At 67.9% G+C, this 18,550-nt stretch carries 19 protein-coding genes; 10 read left to right on the top strand and 9 right to left on the bottom strand.

Annotated features, from left to right (window positions below; all coding sequences use genetic code 11):
- Nucleotides 1–46 precede the first annotated feature (46 nt).
- Nucleotides 47–244 (top strand): hypothetical protein, encoded by a 198-nt coding sequence (locus ACFWU2_RS07055; RefSeq protein ID WP_378603057.1) that lies wholly within the window; start codon nt 47–49, stop codon nt 242–244.
- A gap of 58 nt (nt 245–302) precedes the next feature.
- Nucleotides 303–2,498 carry a hypothetical protein gene (locus ACFWU2_RS07050; protein ID WP_378603054.1) on the top strand — a complete coding sequence of 732 codons (2,196 nt, stop codon included), beginning with the start codon at nt 303–305 and terminating at the stop codon, nt 2,496–2,498.
- Nucleotides 2,499–2,524: 26 nt separating this feature from the next.
- Here ACFWU2_RS07050 and ACFWU2_RS07045 read toward each other — a convergent pair whose 3' ends face one another.
- Nucleotides 2,525–3,895 (bottom strand): wax ester/triacylglycerol synthase domain-containing protein, encoded by a 1,371-nt coding sequence (locus ACFWU2_RS07045; RefSeq protein ID WP_378603051.1) that lies wholly within the window; start codon nt 3,893–3,895, stop codon nt 2,525–2,527.
- A gap of 184 nt (nt 3,896–4,079) precedes the next feature.
- Here ACFWU2_RS07045 and ACFWU2_RS07040 point away from each other — a divergent pair, with 184 nt between their 5' ends.
- From ACFWU2_RS07040 to ACFWU2_RS07030, 3 genes are all read left to right on the top strand, one after another.
- Nucleotides 4,080–4,964, top strand: a complete 885-nt coding sequence (locus ACFWU2_RS07040; RefSeq protein WP_378603048.1) for a hypothetical protein — start codon at nt 4,080–4,082, stop codon at nt 4,962–4,964.
- 74 nt (nt 4,965–5,038) lie between these two features.
- The gene (locus tag ACFWU2_RS07035) at nt 5,039–5,395 is read left to right on the top strand and encodes a PadR family transcriptional regulator (RefSeq protein ID WP_378603045.1); all 357 of its coding nucleotides are present in this window, start codon (nt 5,039–5,041) and stop codon (nt 5,393–5,395) included.
- Nucleotides 5,395–6,741 carry a permease prefix domain 1-containing protein gene (locus ACFWU2_RS07030; protein ID WP_378603759.1) on the top strand — a complete coding sequence of 449 codons (1,347 nt, stop codon included), beginning with the start codon at nt 5,395–5,397 and terminating at the stop codon, nt 6,739–6,741. Before ACFWU2_RS07035 ends, ACFWU2_RS07030 begins: the two co-directional genes overlap by 1 nt.
- Before the next feature lie 9 nt (nt 6,742–6,750).
- Here the strand turns inward: ACFWU2_RS07030 and ACFWU2_RS07025 are convergent, their stop codons facing one another.
- From ACFWU2_RS07025 to lhgO, 5 genes are all read right to left on the bottom strand, one after another.
- Nucleotides 6,751–7,410 carry a response regulator gene (locus ACFWU2_RS07025; protein WP_378603042.1) on the bottom strand — a complete coding sequence of 220 codons (660 nt, stop codon included), beginning with the start codon at nt 7,408–7,410 and terminating at the stop codon, nt 6,751–6,753.
- On the bottom strand, nt 7,407–8,516 hold the full coding sequence (locus ACFWU2_RS07020; RefSeq protein ID WP_378603039.1) for a sensor histidine kinase: 1,110 nt from the start codon (nt 8,514–8,516) through the stop codon (nt 7,407–7,409). The genes ACFWU2_RS07025 and ACFWU2_RS07020 overlap by 4 nt, the downstream gene beginning before the upstream one ends.
- A 341-nt stretch (nt 8,517–8,857) precedes the next feature.
- Nucleotides 8,858–9,394: a DUF1772 domain-containing protein gene (locus ACFWU2_RS07015; protein ID WP_378603036.1), complete on the bottom strand. Its 537-nt coding sequence runs from the start codon at nt 9,392–9,394 to the stop codon at nt 8,858–8,860.
- Nucleotides 9,395–9,475: 81 nt separating this feature from the next.
- The gene (locus tag ACFWU2_RS07010; protein WP_378603033.1) at nt 9,476–10,135 is read right to left on the bottom strand and encodes an SDR family oxidoreductase; all 660 of its coding nucleotides are present in this window, start codon (nt 10,133–10,135) and stop codon (nt 9,476–9,478) included.
- Between the two features lie 77 nt (nt 10,136–10,212).
- Nucleotides 10,213–11,409, bottom strand: a complete 1,197-nt coding sequence (gene lhgO / locus ACFWU2_RS07005) for an L-2-hydroxyglutarate oxidase (RefSeq protein ID WP_378603030.1) — start codon at nt 11,407–11,409, stop codon at nt 10,213–10,215.
- Nucleotides 11,410–11,481: 72 nt separating this feature from the next.
- Between lhgO and ACFWU2_RS07000 the strand changes: the two genes are divergently transcribed.
- Nucleotides 11,482–11,823 carry a winged helix-turn-helix domain-containing protein gene (locus ACFWU2_RS07000; RefSeq protein ID WP_378603027.1) on the top strand — a complete coding sequence of 114 codons (342 nt, stop codon included), beginning with the start codon at nt 11,482–11,484 and terminating at the stop codon, nt 11,821–11,823.
- 88 nt (nt 11,824–11,911) lie between these two features.
- Here ACFWU2_RS07000 and ACFWU2_RS06995 read toward each other — a convergent pair whose 3' ends face one another.
- Together ACFWU2_RS06995 and ACFWU2_RS06990 are read right to left on the bottom strand one after the other, a co-directional pair.
- Nucleotides 11,912–13,108 (bottom strand): FAD-dependent monooxygenase, encoded by a 1,197-nt coding sequence (locus ACFWU2_RS06995; protein WP_378603024.1) that lies wholly within the window; start codon nt 13,106–13,108, stop codon nt 11,912–11,914.
- Between the two features lie 32 nt (nt 13,109–13,140).
- On the bottom strand, nt 13,141–14,346 hold the full coding sequence (locus ACFWU2_RS06990) for an MFS transporter (RefSeq protein ID WP_378603756.1): 1,206 nt from the start codon (nt 14,344–14,346) through the stop codon (nt 13,141–13,143).
- Between the two features lie 99 nt (nt 14,347–14,445).
- On the opposite strand from ACFWU2_RS06990, the gene ACFWU2_RS06985 reads away from it, so the two are divergent.
- The 4 genes from ACFWU2_RS06985 (at nt 14,446) to ACFWU2_RS06970 (ending at nt 18,000) form a co-directional block, all read left to right on the top strand.
- Nucleotides 14,446–15,276 carry an IclR family transcriptional regulator gene (locus ACFWU2_RS06985; protein ID WP_378603021.1) on the top strand — a complete coding sequence of 277 codons (831 nt, stop codon included), beginning with the start codon at nt 14,446–14,448 and terminating at the stop codon, nt 15,274–15,276.
- A 107-nt stretch (nt 15,277–15,383) separates the two neighbouring features.
- Nucleotides 15,384–16,445 (top strand): cupin domain-containing protein, encoded by a 1,062-nt coding sequence (locus ACFWU2_RS06980; RefSeq protein ID WP_378603018.1) that lies wholly within the window; start codon nt 15,384–15,386, stop codon nt 16,443–16,445.
- Between the two features lie 6 nt (nt 16,446–16,451).
- Nucleotides 16,452–17,273 (top strand): fumarylacetoacetate hydrolase family protein, encoded by an 822-nt coding sequence (locus ACFWU2_RS06975; RefSeq protein ID WP_378603015.1) that lies wholly within the window; start codon nt 16,452–16,454, stop codon nt 17,271–17,273.
- 13 nt (nt 17,274–17,286) lie between these two features.
- Nucleotides 17,287–18,000, top strand: coding sequence for a maleylpyruvate isomerase family mycothiol-dependent enzyme (locus ACFWU2_RS06970; protein WP_378603012.1), 714 nt, complete (start codon nt 17,287–17,289; stop codon nt 17,998–18,000).
- 62 nt (nt 18,001–18,062) lie between these two features.
- Here the strand turns inward: ACFWU2_RS06970 and ACFWU2_RS06965 are convergent, their stop codons facing one another.
- A complete protein-coding gene (locus tag ACFWU2_RS06965) occupies nt 18,063–18,410 on the bottom strand; it encodes an excalibur calcium-binding domain-containing protein (RefSeq protein ID WP_378603010.1) in 348 nt (115 codons plus the stop codon).
- Between the last annotated feature and the right edge of the window lie 140 nt (nt 18,411–18,550).

The following is an 18,550-nucleotide window of genomic DNA, read 5'->3' as shown; positions in this document are numbered from 1 at the left end:
CACTATCCTTCGGATCGGATGGAGACTTGCCGGAAGGTACGGGGAAATGGGTGTGTTCGTAGGGAAAGCGCTGCTCTGGTTTGCGCTGCTCATCGGTCTGGTGGGAGCCGGCGTCGCCGTGTACGCCCTCCATGTCCACGGCGCGGTGGGCTCGCTCATCGTGGCTTCGGTATCGGGCCTGGTGTTGCTGCGGTTGCGGGCGGAAGCTCAGAGCGAGACCGAACGTGATGCGACGGCGACGTGATGCGGACTTGTCCCGCTGAGCGTGCACGCTGCGGCGGAAGGTCGGTCGACGGGCCGAAATGTATGCTTGGCGGCCGGGTGTCCTGATCAGGGCGTCGGTCGCGGAAACGGGGTCCGCGGCCGTCCCCTCGGTCGTGGAAGAGGAGCAACAGGTCGTGTCGCTGTGGTCGCGGGCATTGTCGGTCGAGGAACTCGAGGACCGGCCGTGGAGTGAGCTGATGCCCTGGCTCGATCGTTACGGGTCGGCGCGTACCGTCGCGCTCTCGGCGCTCGCTCCCACCACCCGGTGGTGGGAGGCCCAGTCGCCGGCCGACACCGCGCACGAGGCGGGCATCCCCGAGATGTGCGCGGAGCTGGCCCGGATCTACGTCACCGATCACCCGGACCTGCGCTTCGCGGATGCGTTGCGTCGCGAGGTGGAGATGCCGGTTGCCGCGCTCGACCTCGATGCCGCCGCGGCGACGGTGATCGCGCGTCTTCCGCACGCGCCCACCACAGCCGAGTTGTTCAGCCGCAGTCCGGCGGACCTGTTCGCGGTGCGTGGTTCCGACCGCGACACCGTCGACGAGATCGTGTGCGCGGTACTCGTCGCGACGGTGCTGCGCGACTCGGACTCCGCTGCCTCCGCGCCCGGGACCTCCGAGATGCCTGCGGGTTCGGTGACAGATGTACCGGCGCTCGACCTGCTCCTCGAGGACCTCGCGCAGCTGGCGCGCTGGCGCATGCTCAGCGGCGAACACGACAGCCCCTTGCTGCGTGTGGAACTCGGCGAGGGAGCGCCCGAGGAGGTCCGGACCGTGGCAGCGCGAATCCGTGCGCTGACTGCCCTCGATCTCCCGATCGCCGCGCCGGGCGACCCCATTGCCGAGCTCGGCGACTACATCGAGGCGCTGCCCGAACCGGAACGCCAGGCGCTGCGACGACGGGTCCGGGACGGCGTCGACGACCCGGCTGCTCCGTCGACGTTCCCGTTCGGCACGGTGGTCGGTGATCTGCTCGCGGCGTTGCGCGTGCGGGTGCGGCCGGTCGCCGCGTTCGATCGGATCCTTCGCGACTTTCCGGTCCTCACGCGTCCGGTACCGGCGCTCGACGCGCCACTGTGGCAGGTATTGCACCGCCTCGACGACCGGTTCGAGGTGGCCGACGGCTGGGTGGCGGTTCCCGATCTGCCCGACGCGGAGAAGCAGACCCGCGCCCTGCTCGCGGAGTTCGAATCCGGCAACGGAGTCGTCGAACCCGCCGCCGTGCAGGCCACCTGGACGCTGCCGTCGGACGAGTTCGCCGCGTGGACGGAGTACTGCGGAACCCCGATGTTCGAGGGCAGACTCCTCGCGCCGCAGGACGACCTCGCCGGCCGCGCCGCCCAGGTACTCGAAGTGCTGGGCGATCCGCACACCGCCGACGAACTCGTCGCCCGCATGGGCGTAAACGCCGACGTGCACACCCTCGTCGCAGAACTGGCCGACGACGAGCGTTTTGTGGTCGCCGACGACCGGTGGTCACTCGTGGAGTGGGACACCGATGTGGTGACCGCGATCCGCAACCGCATCGCGCGCCTCGTAGACGATCGACACGGCAGCGCTCCGGCCGACGTCGTCGAGACCGCGCTGGTGGAGCGGTTCGGGATCTCCGGCGGTTCGGCCCGCACCTTCGCTGCCGGGGGCGAATTCGAGGTGGTCGACGGTCGCGTGCGACGACGGCCGCGTGCCCACGTGCCGATGTCGAAACCCGAGCGAACCCGGCGGCTCTACCGGCTCGACGACGGATGGCGCCTGCGCATTCCGGTCACGCGCGACCACGTGCGCGGTGCCGAGTGTGCTGTGCCGTCGGCGGTTGCCGCGATCGTCGGGTGCGATCCGGGGAGCGAGATCGTTCTCACTTCGCGCTTGGGAGGACAGACGCTGCGCTGGTCCGGGCTCGCCCCGCAACTCGGGTCGATCCGCAGATTCCTCGAGGACCTCGGGGTGGATGCGGACGGGGAACTCTTCCTCGATTTCCGCGCCGACGGCCATTTCGACGTGCTGCCGCTGCGCACGGTCGCCGACAACGCCGAGCCGTTGCGCAAGGCGCTCGCTCTGGTCGGTCACACGACTCCCGAGGTGGTGCCCGAGGACCGAATGAACGAGGCGTTCGCGACCGCCCTGGGCCTGGGCGCGGAAACCCGTCCTCGTCGGATTTTGTCCGCCTACCGGGCCCGCCGTGAGACCGATGTGGTTGCCCTTCTCGAAGATGCCTGGGTGCGCGTGCCGAGCTGAGCACGCTCACCGGAGATCGGTCGCGGCTACTGCGCCGACGAGCCGTCGGCTGCAATGATCGCCTGGAACTGATCGTTCAGGGCTTCTGTGAGCTCGCGAACCTCGGGAACGAGGTCGGGATCGACGATGATCGTCACGGTCAGGGTGCCGGCGTACGACAGTGCCACGAAGGCGACGCCCACGTTTCCCGTATTGACGATCAGCGGCACAATCGTGGTGACCCCGGCTCCGGCAACCCTCAGCGGTGACGACGGGCCCGGCAGGTTGGACAGAAACGAATTGACCAGATGCTGCCGATCCACGAACCAGCGGAAGATCCGGATGGCTGCCAGGACGTCGAACAGCGGACCGATCAGGGCCGCCGACAGCCCGCGCACACTCGACTTCTGCGAGCGGGTGCTGCGGGAAACGGAAACCAACCGCTGCGCCGGAGTTCCGGCCAGTGGTACCCGGACAGGCATGACTCCCACCTGATTGCCCAACTCCCCGTCCGGGTTCGCACCGCGAGCAGAGACCGGAACCGAGATCACCAACTCGGACGGGAACTCGCCACGCGTGCGCAGGACGTCGGCAAGCGCACCGGAGGTGGCGACCAGCAGCACATCGTTGACAGTCGCGCCCCATCGCCGCCCCTCCGACCGGGTCGCGTCCAGATCCACCTCGACCGTCCCGACCGCACGTCGAACACCGGTGGGCGCATTGAACGAACATCGGGGGGCACGTCCACCGGTGCCCCGCCCGAGTTCCGCCCACGCTGCAGGAAGATCCGCGACGGACTGCGGAACTCGGCGCAGGCAGCGAAGCCGTTCGATCACGTTGTCGGCGAGCAGTTCTCTCGTCCGCGGCCTCGGAGAGGCCCGGTGCCGGCAGGGCGTCGGAATCGAGCGGCCCAGCTCGTCCGAGACGTCTGCTCCGTCGACGAGATGCGCCAGCACGGCCAGTCCTCCGATCCCGTCGGCCAGCACGTGATGCATCACCATCACCACTGCTGTGTGCCCGTGCGGATCCGCGATGTCGGTGACGAGAATCGCGCGCCACAGGGGCCGGGACCGCGGCAGCGGCCGGGTGAGTGCGTCCACCGCGAGGGCCATGGCGGCATCCCGACCGCCGGGAGTCGGGCACCGCACCTGCGACAGGTGAGCATCGACGTCGAAGTGCTCGTCGTCCAGCCAGTAGGGTCGGCCGAGCCCGAGCGCAGGTTCTGACAGGCGCTGCCGCAGTCGCCGAATCCCGGTCAGTCGGTCGGTGAGCACGGCCTGCAACGCCACCGGGTCCGGCTCGACGTCACCGGCGAGGAAGATCGCGGCACCGACGTGGAGGGGCACCGGCCCGACATCCGAGACGAGTTCGGTCAGGTCGCCGGGACCGATGCGCTCTATCCGACTCGGGTCCGCCACCCCTCCAGGATCGCAGGTATCGCTGTCCGCCACGGGCACACCGGACCTGGCGAGCCGGCCGCCCGGACACAGACATCGTGGGGTCGAGGGGAATCGGGTAGTGGTGACTCTGCGCCGCCGCAGGCTGCCGCCCACGATCGGGGCAGCTGATGCGATCGGTTCTCGTCCGTAGCACGATGGAGCCATGACCGACGCGAGCACCGAACCGACCGGACCGACCGCCACCGACTCCGTCGTGGACGCGCTGCGCGGGGCCGTGGCGTCGGTGGAGGCCGCCATAGTCCGACTCGAGGGCGAGGACGCGGCTCCGGACACCGTGGAGCGGGTGCTCGCGTCGGTGGGGGCGCCGGCGCTGGGCGATGTCGTCGCGCGTCACAACGCTCTGACCAGGGCTGCCGCGATAGTCGACCACCGTGGCACGCTGCCCGACGCCGACTGGACGCCGCTGGCCGAACTTGGGTCGCGGCTCGACGAGACCGTCGCGCGCTTGCAGGCTCACGCGTCGGCCCTGCTCGACGGAGCCGACGCGGACACGCCGGTGCAGGAGCACCTGGAATACCTGCACACGATCGCCGTCGAGGAACGGCTGGGCGAGACACTCCAGCTACTCGTGCTGGTCGAGGACTGTCTGTTTCTGTGGCATCGCGTGCGCATCGCCCGGGACGGATCCGATCAGGAGGGCGTCGCGGCTGCCCGGTCGGCGCTCGCCCGGCACTTCGAGGGGGACGCCGACCTGTTGCGACGGGCGCGCAGGGCACTTGCGCGGTTCGCGGAGGGATCGCCCCTCGAGGTGGTCCGCCGGCTGTCCTCGAGCCGCACCACGCGCGCATTGTCGACACTGCGGCGCGATCTCGAGGACTACCGCGCGGCCTTCCGCGCTGATGAGGCCGGCTGGCTCGCAGACGAAGATCCGGATGTCGCCGAGGCGCTCGACTCCATCGACAGTCCCCTCAAAGCGGTCGGCGGAGCGCTCGGCGACGTCCTCGAGCGCGGTCGTGCCCGGGTGACCGAAACGTTGAGCCGCGACGACGGGGACAAGGCATCTGCCGCGGATCCCGACCGGCCGTAACCGCCCTCTAGCCCGCGGATACCTCGAGCTGCTAGGTTCGCGTTATCCCTAGAGGTTCTAGGTATGGAGGGTTCGTGTTCATCGACAAGGATCTGGTCGCAGCCTCGGCGACGCCGCTGGTCCTCGGGATACTCGCCGAGGGCGAGTCCTACGGATACGCAATCCTCAAGCGGGTCAACGAGCTGTCCGGCGGTCGCATCCAATGGACCGACGGAATGCTCTACCCCCTGCTACATCGCCTCGAGCGCGCGGGCTGCGTGGTTGCGAGCTGGCATATCGCCGAGAACGGCCGTCGGCGCAAGCACTACACACTCACCGATGCCGGCACCGAGATGCTCGTCGAACGCGCCGCACAGTGGTCGGTCGTCGCCGCGGCCCTCGAGCAGGTGTGGCAGTCGGCCCTTCCCCCGGCGGCAGAGGGGTTGACGTGATGGACACCGACGCGCAACTCGAATCCCAGATCGCTCGCTGGCGCGGATACGTCTCCGGTCATCGGGTGATCTCGCCGCTCGACGTCGACGAGATGGAAGACCACCTGCGGGACCAGGTCGAGGATCTTACGGCCGCTGGGCTGACGTCGAGCGAAGCATTCCTTGTCGCGGTGGGACGCATGGGCAGCGTGGACGAGATCTCGCGGGAGTTCGCGCGCGAGCACTCGGACCGCCTGTGGAAGCAACTCGTGCTCGTTCCGGCCGGCACCGAGTCCGCATCCGTCCGGCAACCGCGCGAACTGGGCGTGGTGATCGCTCTTGCGGCCTGCGCGGGGGTGGTCGTAAAAGCCGCATTGGAGTGGCTGCCGGAACAGGCACTCGTACGCAATGCGGCGCTGTTCGTGTTGCCGTTCCTCGTCGCGTATTTCGCCTGGAAGCGCGATATGCCGATGCGTGCCACTGCGGCACTGGCGATTCCGTTCCTGCTCACGGCGCCGGCGCTGAACCTTTTCCCGTTCGTCGCCGGCGGCTCCACCGAGATCATCGCGGCGATCCACGCCCCCATTCTGTTGTGGCTCGTCGTGGGAGTCGCGTACGTGGGAGGCGAGTGGCGGTCCCAACGGCGGCGGATGGACTTCGTGAGGTTCACCGGGGAGTGGGTCGTCTACCTGACCTTGCTCGCGCTCGGCGGCGCGGTGCTCTTCGGACTCACCCTCGGGGCCTTCGGCGCGCTGGGCATCGACGTCGAGTGGTTCCTCGAACAGTGGGTCGTGCCCTTCGCGCCCGCCGGGGCGATGATCGCGGCGGCGTGGCTCGTCGAGGCCAAACAGGAGGTGATCGAGAACATCGCTCCCGTCCTTACCCGGGTGTTCACGCCGCTCACCGTCGCGATGCTGCTCGCGCTGTTCGTCGCGTCCGTGACATCGCGCAGCATCCTGGGTGTCGATCGCGAACTGCTCATCCTCATGGATCTGATCCTGGTGCTGGTCCTCGGGTTGTTGTTGTATTCCATCTCCGCCCGCGACCCGCACGCGCCTCCGGACGTGTTCGACACCCTTCAGGTCGTTCTGGTCGCCGCAGCACTGGCCGTCGACGCACTCATGCTCGCCGCGATGCTCACGCGGATCGCCGAGTTCGGATTCACCGCCAACAAGGTGACGGCGCTCGGGCTGAACCTGGTCCTGCTGGTCAACCTTCTCGGGGCCGGGTGGTTCGGCGTCCGCTTCCTGCGCCGCCGTTGCGGCTTCGACGCTGTGGAACGCTGGCAGACGCGCTATCTGCCCGTCTACGGAGCGTGGGCCGCGGTCGCGGTCGTCGCGATCCCGCCGCTGTTCGGGTTCGGGTAACGGCGGCGTCTACCGATCCTCCGGCGTGACGAGGCCGGTACGGAAGGCGATCGCGACGAGACCGGCACGGTCCCGCGCTCCGAGTTTGGTGAGAATGCGGGTCACATGCGTGCGAACCGTTGCCGGACTGATGAACAGCTTCGAGCCGATCCCTTCGTTCGACAGACCCAGGCCTACCTCGGCAAGGATCTCGCGTTCCCGGTTCGTGAGTCCGTCGAGCTGTCCGGTGTCGCGCGCACCCGCCCCGCGTGCGGCGGCCTGCATCACGCGGCGGGTGACAGTGGGCGAGAGCATGGCGTCCCCGCCTGCCACGGTGCGAATCGCGTTGCGGAGATCGCCGGGAGCGGTGTCCTTCACGAGGAAGCCGACGGCACCCGCACGGATCGCGTCGAGCACGTTGTCGTCGGTGTCGAATGTCGTGAGTACCACCACGTGCACCTGGGAGAGCGCCGGGTCGTCGACGATCCGGCGGGTCGCGGCGATCCCGTCGGTCCCGGGCATCCGAATATCCATCAGCACCACATCGGGACGCGTCTCGGTGACCACGCGCACGCCTGCGTCCCCGTCGTGCGCCTCGCCCGCCACCACGATGTCGTCCGTGCGCTCGAGCAGTGCGCGCAGCCCCTCACGCACGAGAGCTTGGTCGTCGACGAGCACCACCCGGATCATGACGGACCTCCCGCGGGAATGCGGGCATCCACGACGAATCCTCCGCCGTCCGGAGTGCCGGTGTCGACTGTCCCGCCCAGCAATGCGACGCGTTCGCGCATGCCGGTCAGGCCCCAGCCGGTGGTGCGGCCGCCCCGCGACCCGCGGCCGTTGTCACTCACGCAGACGCGCAGTACATCGTCGCGGTGGTCCAGTGCGACAACGACTCTCGTCGCATCGGAATGGCGGAGGACGTTACTGAGGGCCTCCTGGACCACCCGGTACGCCGTCGCGTCCACGACGGCGGGGAGCGTTGCCGGAGCGCCGCTGGATTCGATGTGTACCGCCACGCCTGCGTCGGAGACGGTGTCGACAAGTCGAGGGATCTCGGCGAGTCCGGGCGTCGGAGAGTGGTCCCCGCGTGCTGTGGTGCCGGCGGGGGAGCGGAGTGCCTCGACTGTGGCATGCAGTTCGGACACTGCCCGCGAACACGAGTCGCGGACGGCCGCCAACGATCGGCGCGCGAGGGCGGGATCGTCGTCGAGGGACTCGGCGGCCACGTCGGTGTGCAGAGAGATCACGGACACGGTGTGTGCGAGCAGGTCGTGAAGGTCGCGCGCGATCTGCAACCGTTCGCGCTCGACGCGACCGGCGGCCTCGCGTTCGCGCTCGAGGCGGGCCGCGTGTTCCCTGCGGACCATCTCTCGTCGGAGTGCGCGTCTGGACCGCACGCTGTCGCCCAGCGCGATCACCGCCGCCATCAGTCCCACCGACCCCGCCGATTCGAAGCCGAGCAGGTAGGCGAGGTCATCGCCCTGGACCATCCTGACCGCTGTCGAGAGGATCACCAGCGCGCCCGCGACGGCGACTGCCCATCGCAGGTGCCCGGACTCCGCAGCCGAATACAACGCCACCGCGAGCGGAAGGGCCAACCCGATGGGTGGGAAAGACAAGGCGTAGTACGCCACCAGGACAGCGGCCGTGACGAGCAGAACGGTGATCGGTCGCTGCCGGCGGAAGAAGACGGGTGCTGCAAACAACGCGCCGAACAGGAAGGCGGGCGCAGGTGGCCCCTGCTCGTCGCCCCCGAGATCGGCGGAGATCGCGACGCTGATGATCGCGAACAATCCACCGGCGAGGAGCGCATCGGTCGTGCGGTCCCGCCGGACCGTATTTCCGGCTGCTGTGCTGGTCTGCGCGGAGATGGTCGTTGCCTTTCCTCCGGTCGTGCATGTGGATCACCGGTCCGGGCAGGCACTGACGGAGTACCCGGCGATCACGCCCGCACATGTGGCGATCGGCGCTACGTCGGCGAGATTACCGGCGGCCGGCGGGGCCCGGAACCGAATGCGGATGGCAGCAGCGACGCGATCGTGCAGCGCGTTCTGCCGTCATAGATCCGACATAGGCGCACGGCGAGGGGGTCGTCACCCTCGCCGTACGCCTGCGAGCAGGACTACCAGGCGTGTCACCCGGCGACCCGTGCCTCGACCGGCACCGGCGTGGACGTGCGGGCCGTCAGTACCTTGAACAACGCGACGAAGGCGAGGACGGCGGTCACGCCGCTCATGGTCAGACGAACCCAGTGGCCTGTCTCGAACTCGACCGCGGTCTGGCGGAGTACCTCGACGGAGTGGACCGCGGTTCCTTCGTCGAACATGATCGTGTTCCGTGGCCAGAAGTAGAAGGCCGAGAACGCGAATTCCCCGAAGACCAGCGAGATCAGACTCGCCACCGCCCACGGTCGGGGCTTCTTGTCGCGCCGGAGCAGGAACACGGACGCCACCGCGAGAGCTACCGTCAGCGCACCCAGAGGCGGGAAGAAGTCCGCCGGACCGGCTTCCGACATGAACTCGACGGTCAGGTCCAGCGACGCGGGTGGATCGTGAAAAATGTTGGGGTAGAGGATGACTGTTTCGGTGAGGATTGCCCCGAACGCGATGAGCGTGACCCAGCTGTAGGCCACGACCACCGCGGTACGGGGCGAGAAGGTGTTGTGTGTCATGGTGACGACGCTAGTTTTCCGGCGCGTCACCGTCGTCCGTCCTACGACGTAACCGCAGTACGACTTCCGACGTAGGCCGGATTACCGGAGGGCGTCCAGCGCCTCGCCGATCGGGGTGTCGCCGTTGTTGAATTCGATGGTGAGCCCGGCTGTTTCGGGTCGCTCGAGTACCGCAGCGATGACGGCCGCCACATCCGCACGCGACACCTCGCCCGGTCCGGTCGCGCCGTGGCCCGCGATCTCGATGCGGCCCGTGGGCGGATCCAGCGTGAGACGGCTCGGGCCGAGGATCGTCCAGTCCAACTCGCTCGCCCGCAGATGCGTGTCGGCCGCGGCCTTCGCCTCGGCATAGGCGTGGAAACTGTTGTCTTCCGGCACACCGTGATCCGGACGCGATCCGTAGTACGAGACCATCACGTACCGCCGGACGCCCGCCTGCTGCGCGGCCGTCATCGACGCGATCGCGGCATCGCGATCCACGGCGTAGGTGCGGAGCGCGCTGCCCCCGCCTGCGCCGGCGGACCACACCACCGCGTCGTGGCCCTGCAGCAACTCGTTGAACGCCAGCGCATCGAGTTGTTCGACGTCGGCGACCACCGGTGTGCCACCGGCGGAGCGCACGTCGTCGGCGTGGTCGGGATTGCGGATGACCGCGCTGACCTCGTGACCGGCGTCGGAGAGGAGTCGTTCGAGGTGGAGCGCCACCTTGCCGTGTCCGCCGAAAACCGCGATACGTGCCATGTCGATGCTCCTAGCGTTGTGGGGAGTCCTTCCGGGTGAGCATGCCCGCATTCGGGCGTCTCTACGCGTGGGAGTCCTCAGCGCACACGTTCGAGGGCCGTCGCGACGAGGTATTCGGCAATGGCGAGGGACGACGTGGCGCCGGGTGACGGGGCGTTGCGCAGGTGTACGAGGCGTCCCTGTCCGGTGATGACGAAATCGTCTTCGAGGCTGCCGTCGGCGTTCATCGCCTGCGCCCGAACACCGCGCGGTCCGGGAACGAGATCGTCGACGGTCAGTCCGGGCACATACTTCGCGGCTTCGGAGGCGAACCGCCGGGTGCTCACCGCGGTCCGCACTTCGCGGGAGGCCGCCGGGAGGTTCTGCGCGGCGAAACGCCAGAACCCGGGGAAGCCGGCGATGTCGCGCAGGTCCCGCCAGGACCAGCCGCGCCGCGAGTAGAGCTCGCGCGCCGGGGAGAGGAATGCGTTGGGCCCCACCATTATCTGTCCGTCTATCCGCTTGGTCAGATGTACTCCGAGGAATGGATATCGCGGATCGGGTACCGGGTAGATCAGACCCCGGACCTTCCGTGCGGGTCCAGGTTTCAGAAGGTGGTAGTCGCCGAGGAACGGCACGATCCGCGGGTTCGCGTCGTCGCCCGCGGCACGCGCCAGTCTGTCCGACTGGAGCCCCGCGCAGGTCACCACGAGATCGAACGCCGACGAACCGCCCGTGGTGTCGACGACCACCTCGGCGCCGTGTGGGTGGAGGCCGGTGACTGCTGTGCCCGTGCACACCACGCCCCCCGCAGCAACGACATCCTGCGCCAGCGCGTGCGTGACGGCGGTGTAGTCGATGATCGCGGTGCGGGGTGAGTGGAGCGCCGCGACGCCGACGGCGTGCGGTTCGATCGACCGGATCGTGTCGGAGTCGACTCGCCTGAGCCCGGGAACCCCGTTGGCCGTCGCGCGCGCTTCGATCGCGTCGAGCCGGCCGAGTTCGGAAGCGTCGAGCGCGACGACCAACTTGCCGCACTCGTCGTAGGGAAGGTTCTTCTCGGCCACGAAGTCGGCGAGGAGGTCCACGCCGCGCCGGCACAACCGTGCTTTGAGGCTGCCGGGTGTGTAGTACAGGCCGGCGTGCACGACACCGCTGTTGTGGCCGGTCTGGTGGGCGGCGAGTGCGGGTTCCTTCTCGAACAGTGTGACGTGCACGCCGGACCGGCTCAGATGACGTGCGGCCGCGGTGCCGATGATTCCGCCGCCGACCACCGCCGCGCGCAGTGTTCCCATACGCGCCACCTTAAGAGTCGCACCGGCGATAACACTGTGCCGGTGTTACGTAAAAGTGTTACGGTCGACGGTATGGCCTACAAGTACGAAGCCGTCGCAACCGATCTCCAGCACCGGATGACGTGGAACGAATGGGCGGTCGGCGACCAGCTCCCGGGGATCCACGAGCTCGCGGCCCACTACGCGGTGTCGCCGTCCGTCGTGAAGGACGCGCAGGAAGTGCTGCGGAAGGAGGGGTTCATCGAGACGCGGCAGGGAAGGGGCTCCTTCGTCGTCACGATCCCGGAACCGGGGGACATGACGCTCGGCATCCGACGGCACCTCGAGGCGATCCGGGCGGATCTTGCCGAGGCCCGCGACGCGGTGGTGCGCGCCGAACGCCGACTCGCGGAGTTGAGCGAAACAACGGTGTAGGGCGCGTGACAGGCCTGTGGCCCGCAGATCCCGGTGTCTTCCGGATCTGCGGGCCACAGGCGTGATCGTCGCGCGGACGTGTCCCGGCTCAGCGGTTACGGTCCGAGGAGTAACCCCACAGCCAGTCCGTGTACTTGTAGCTCGAGGTGTCGCGGATGCGGAACAGTTCGTTGCGAGCTTCGCGTCCGGCGCCGTCGAGGTGCCACAGGTCGCCCCACATCCGGCCGGTGGTGAGGATGCGGTTGCAGCGCGGCGCCCGCTCGGCGTTGACGTCGTGCAGGATCTTCGGCCAGTTCGCGTTGTCGCCCTTGTAGTCCTCGGACGCGTAGTCGGCGAGGCACTTGGCATCCTCGAGGGCCATCACGGCGCCCGACGCCAGGTACTGCAGCGGCGGATGTGCGGCATCGCCGAGAAGGAGCATGCGGCCGTCGACCCAGTTATCGATCGGGTTGCGGTCGAACATCGGCCACCAGCGGTCGGTCCACAGGTACTGCAGGGCCGAACGGACGCTCTCGTGACAGTGGTCGTAGGCGTGCGCGAGTTCCTCGGGGCTTCCCCACTTCTCCTCGCCGCGCAGGAACGCCGGCGACTGGAAGACGGCGACCTGGTTGAGCATCTCGCCCTGGCGCAACGGGTACTGGATGAAGTGGCAGCGCGGGCCGATGTAGCCCACGACGTCCTCGATGTCCTCTTCGAGCGGCACCTCGTTCATCGGGAAGGTGCCGCGGAATGCCACGTAGCCGGAGCCGACAGGCTTGTCGTCGGAGATCTTGGGACGCAGGCGCGAGTGCAATCCGTCCATCCCGAGGGCGATGTCACCGACGTGCTCGTCACCGTTCTCGAGGATGACGCGGACCTGATCGCCCTCGGTGACGACGTCGGTCACCGTCGAATCGGTACGCAGGTCGGCGCCCGCGCGACGCGCTGCAGCGACGAGCACCGAGTGCAGGTCGGATCGGTGGACCACGAAGTACACGCCGCCGTAGTGCTCCTGGTAATCACGCCCGAGATTGACCTTGGTGAGGATCTCGGAGGTCACGGCGTCACGGAAGACGAGATTCTTGGGCAGCACGCCTTTCGCGATGACCTCGTCGTAGACGCCGAGCGACTGCAGGATGCGCGAGCCGTGCGGGCCGATCTGGAGTCCTGCACCCACCTCACCGAACTCGGCGGCGCGCTCGAAGAGCGTGACGTTCGCACCCTTCAAGGCGAGAGCGAGGGCGTTGGCGACGCCACCGATGCCGCCGCCGGCAATCAGTACTCGCGCGTCCTTCAGATCGGACATGACACTCCTTCGGGTGAGGGGGAACTGTGGGATCAGTGAGTGAGGATCGGGCCGCGCGGCGCATCGTGGCGGACGGGGAACTTCTGCCAGATCACCGTGAGCAGCAGCGCCGAGATCAGGGCACTGACGCCGAAGAGGACGAAGTTCGAGTGGGCGCCGAGTCCGGCGGCGAGCAGCCAGCCACCGATCTGCGGGGCGGCGACCGCACCGATGCGGCCGACACCGAGCGCCCAGCCGAGTGCCGTACCGCGCAGGTGGTCGGGGTAGTACGACGCGACGGCGGCGATGATCAGCGCCTGGGTGCCGTGGGTACCGACACCGGCGATCACGAAGATCAGATACACGGCAGCGACCGGCGGGTCGAGCAGCAGGGTCAGCAGCGCGACACCGGCCAGCAGTGCCGCGACGATGCTGGTGGGCACCGAACCCCACCGCACGCCACCCCAGGCGGTGAGGAACGAACCCACCACGGCGCCGAGGTTGAGGGCCAGGGAGAAGGTCAGGGCGTTGCCCAGGTCGGTGCCCTCACCCTGCATGAGCTTGGGAAGCCAGGTGCCCAGGCCGTACCACGCGAGCAGGGTCACCACGGTGACCGCCGCGAACATGATGCTGATGGCGCGGAACCGATCGCCGAGCAGTTCCTTGAACCCGCCTGCCGCGTTGCCGGGATGAGCGTCGGGAGCGTGCTTGGGCAGCAGTTTGATCGCCAGCGGAACGAGGACGAAGAGGGGGACGAGCGCGAACAGGAACATCGGTCGCCAGCCCCAGTTGGGGATCACCGGGATGCCGACGAGAGCGGCGATCGAACCACCGATCGGGACGCCGGACATCATCATCGTCGCGACTGCGGCACGCCACTTGTCGGGCACGAGTTCGGCGGCCAGGGCGTTGGACGTCGGTACCAGTCCGCCGAGGCCGATTCCGGCGATGAGGCGCAGGACACCGAACATGGCCGGGCCGGGGGCAACTGCGCACAACGCCGTGAAGACGGAGAGCACGACAACGCAGCCGATCACCGCCTGTTTGCGTCCGATCGCGTCGGACAACCGCCCCGCGAGAACGGCGCCGATCATCATGCCCAGGAACGCGAGGCTGCCGAGTGTGCCGGCTGTCGAGGAACTGATTCCCCATTCGTCCTGGAGGCTGGGGATCACGTTGCCGTAGACGATGAGGTCGTATCCGTCGAATACGACGAACAGCCAGCAGACGACGACTGCTGCGATGCTGCCGGGAGCCATGGGCAGACGGCGGGCACCGGAGGCGACGGTGGCCCCTGGGGAGGTGTGCATAAATCCAACGTTGATGTGCTCACGCGCTCCGTGCAATAAAGTTCTTCTATGCAGAATGCGCCGAAACCCGGCAAACGCATCACGAAACCGTCGTACTCGCTCGAGTCGGTGGACAACGCGTTGCACCTGTTGCAGTTGCTTCGCGACGTGGGAGCACTGCGAGTGAAGGACGCGGCGGAGGCGCTCGGCACCGCGCCGTCGACCGCGCATCGGCTCCTGGCGATGCTCGTCTACCGGGGCTTCGCCGTGCAGGACGAGAAGCGTCGCTACCACCCCGGTCCCGCGATGGGCGCCGGCCCGGCGAAGCAGGGATGGACGAGAGAGCTTGCCGATATCGCGCGTCCGCACATGGAGGCGCTCGCGATGATGACGGGCGAGACCATCAACCTGGTTCTCCGTATCGGGTCGCAGGCACGTTTCCTGTACACGGCAGAAGCGGCAACGATGCTGCGTGTGGGGGACAGGCAAGGTCAGGTGCTCCCTGCAGAGCTCACCGCGGGCGGGCGCATCCTGCTCGCCGAACTGCCCCGTCGCACGCTCGAACAGCTGTACCTCCGTCCGGCAGGCCCGCCGACCATCAGCCAGGGGCCGACCGCATCCGAGACGGACCGGCGGCTCGCTCCCGGTGAGTTCGAGATCTTCGTCAGCGAACTCGAAGCGGCCCGGCGCGTGGGGTTCGCCGTCAACGTCGAGCAGACCGAACAGGGTGTCGCGGCATTCGGGGTCGCGGTGCGGAACGGCCGTGGGCACGCGATCGCCGCGCTCACCGCAGCGGTACCCGCGACCCGGTACCGGCAGCACCTGCACGGGCAGCTGGTGCAGCAGATGCGGGCGGCGATCCGGGGCCTCGAGGTGGAGGTCGCACACATCGAGGGGTGAGATCTACGTCAAGATTCCACAGGGAAGAATATTGTGTGCTCTGGCGGACGGTGCGGCATAGGTTGTGATCAACGCCCAACGTGTGTGTCGTTTCGCGAGGAGAAATCATGACCGAGCACGACCCGGAACTGCAGAAGCTCTACGACGATTTCGAGGCCGAGCATCTCGATCCGTTGTGGACGCAGCTCGGGGACCTCATGCCGATGGTGCCGACCTCCAAGGCGGTCCCGTTCGTCTGGAAGTGGTCCACGCTGTACCCGCTCGCGCAGCGTGCGGGAGACCTCGTGCCCGTCGGGCGCGGTGGTGAACGCCGCGCGATCGCCCTGGCGAATCCCGGCCTCGGTGGGGTCCCGTACATCACGCCCACCCTGTGGGCGGCGATCCAGTACCTCGGCCCGAAGGAAACCGCACCGGAACACCGCCACTCGCAGAACGCCTTCCGATTCGTCGTCGAGGGCGAAGGCGTGTGGACCGTCGTCAACGGTGACCCCGTCGCGATGCGTCGCGGTGACTTCCTGCTCACGCCCGGCTGGAACTTCCACGGCCACCACAACGAGACCGATCAGCCGATGGCGTGGATCGACGGCCTCGACATTCCGTTCGTTCACTACACCGACACCGGATTCTTCGAGTTCGGTTCGGACGGCGTGACCGACGAGGGAACGCCGGACATCTCTCGCTCCGAGCGTCTGTGGGTCCATCCCGGTCTGCGTCCGCTCGTCGGGCTCGACCGCAAGACCAGCTCGCCCATCGCCTGCTACCGCTGGGAGCACACCGATCGCGCCCTCACCGAGCAGCTTGCGCTCGAGGACGAGGGTTACGCCGCGACGCCGGAGCCCGGCCATGCCGCGATCCGCTACACCAACCCGACCACCGGCGGCGACGTCATGCCGACGATCCGCGCCGAGTTCCACCGTCTTCGCGCCGGCGCGCACACCCGCCCCCGTCGCGACGTGGGCTCGCTCGTCTTCCAGGTGTTCGAAGGCCAGGGTCGGTTCGATCTCGGCGGAACCCCGCACGACGTTGCCAAGGGCGACATGATCGTCGTCCCGTCCTGGGTCGAGTGGTCGCTCGAAACCGATGAGGGCGTCGACCTGTTCGCGTTCTCGGACGCACCCATCGTGGAGCGTCTGCACTTCAACCGCACCATCATCTCCGAAGGAGCCTGACCCACCATGCGACTTGCAACCCTCCGACTCGACGGCGCAACCGCTGCGGTGCGTGTCGACGACGACTCCACCGCCACCGTGATCGACGGTTACGCCGATCTGTCCGAACTGCTCAACAACCCCGACTGGAAGACCGTTGCCGAGCAGGCATCGGGAAAGACTGTCGACCTCGCCGGCGCCGACTACGCACCCGTCGTTCCCAGCCCCGGCAAGATCGTGTGCGTCGGACTCAACTACGCCACCCACATCCAGGAGATGGGTCGTGAACTCCCCGAGTTCCCGACGCTGTTCTCCAAGTTCAAGGAAGCCCTCACCGGCCCGTACGACGACGTGATCGTCCCGGCGTACGCCGGTTCGCAGCTCGACTGGGAAGCCGAACTCGCCGTCATCATCGGCAAGCAGGCGTACCAGGTGTCGGAGACCGACGCCGACGAGTACATCGCGGGCTACTCGGTCATCAACGACTACACGATGCGCGACTACCAGTACCGCACGCTGCAGTGGGACCAGGGCAAGACCTTCGAGAAGACCAGCGGCTTCGGCCCCGTCCTCGACACCGACTACAAGCTCGGCACCAAAATCGAAACCCGCCTCGAGGGTGAGGTCATGCAGTCGTCGAACACCAACGATCTGGTGTTCACCCCGGCCAAGCTCGTGGACTACATCTCGCACATCGTCACGCTGCAGCCGGGCGACGTCATCATCACCGGCACCACCGGTGGTGTTGGCCATGCCCGCAAGCCGGCACGCTACATCCAGGACGGCAACGTCTGCGAGGTCACCATCGAGGGCCTCGGGTCCGTCAAGAACAAGACGATCATCAAGTAGGAGAAGGAAGACCGTGGGATTCAACGATCTCGAACTCTCCGAACGCCTGCTCATCGCACGGCGCGGCACGGCGTACCTGTCGCAGCGGCTCGCGGAACTGACCGACGACGAACTCGCCGGACCCACCCTCCTCGACGGGTGGACCCGCCAGCACCTGACGGCGCATATCGGGTACAACGCGGCCGCACTGTGCCGGTTGATGGATTGGGCTGCCACCGGTGTGGAGACCCCGATGTACGCCTCCACCGAGCAGCGCGCGCAGGAGATCGCCGAGGGCGCCACGCTGAGTCCCGCCGCGCTTCGTAACCTGTTCGCTCACACCGTGGCCCGGCTCGACGAGAAGTGGCGTCACCTGCCGGAGTCCGCGTGGCAGGCGCAGGTCCGCACCGCGCAGGGCCGCTTGGTTCCTGCCGAGGAAACCGTATGGATGCGCACGCGCGAAGTCTGGATCCACGCGGTGGATCTCGACAACGGCGGACGATTCGGTGACTTCCCGAAGGTGGTCCTCGAGTCCCTGCTCGACGACATCGTCGGCATGTGGCGGAAGAAGGACCTGGGCGCAGGTATCGCGATCGAGGTCGACGGCGGCAGCACGGTCGCCGTGACGCCGGACGCGGAACCCACCCACGTGGTGCGCGGTCCGCTTCCCGCAGTTGTGCGGTGGGCTGCCGGACGCGGAGCCGTCGGCGTCGAAGGCGGAGACCTGACGCCCCCGCGCTGGCTCTGACCGCATCCGAGACGAAAGGCCCCTTCCATCCGAGATGGAAGGGGCCTTTGTCGTCGCGTGGCCTAGCGCGGATCCTTCTCGCATCCGACACCGTCGTTGTCGCGGTCGAGTCGCGGCGCGTAGCCGGGATCGTTGCGGTACACAGGCGCGGCGCCGGCGTTCCACGCGTCGGTGCAGTTCTGGAAGCCTCCGCTCGGTGCAGGGCGGGGCGCGGGTGCAGACTGAGGCGGCGCAGACTGAGGCGGCGCGGGAGCAGGAGGAGCGAACGGGTTCGCGGAACCGCTCGGGACAATGTCTGCGACCCCGGTGGGGAGCAGATCGACCAGAGTGAACGCGTGTGCCGTGGCCGGAGCCACCACTGTCAACGCGACACAACTCAGGGCTGCGGCAGTCAGACGCCGAATCTTCATCAGGGCACCTTTCGAGAGATCCTGTCGAGTCCGAAATGTCCGGTCTCGGTACCCGTGTCGGCAGATCGGTGCCGTGCGTTACAGACTCGGTTACCGCATAGCCGGTTGACGAGGCACGAAGGGCCCTTCCGTTGATGAAC

The organism is Rhodococcus sp. NPDC058639 (assembly GCF_042717545.1).
GTDB lineage: Bacteria > Actinomycetota > Actinomycetes > Mycobacteriales > Mycobacteriaceae > Rhodococcus.
This window is presented reverse-complemented; position numbering and strand designations above follow the sequence as displayed.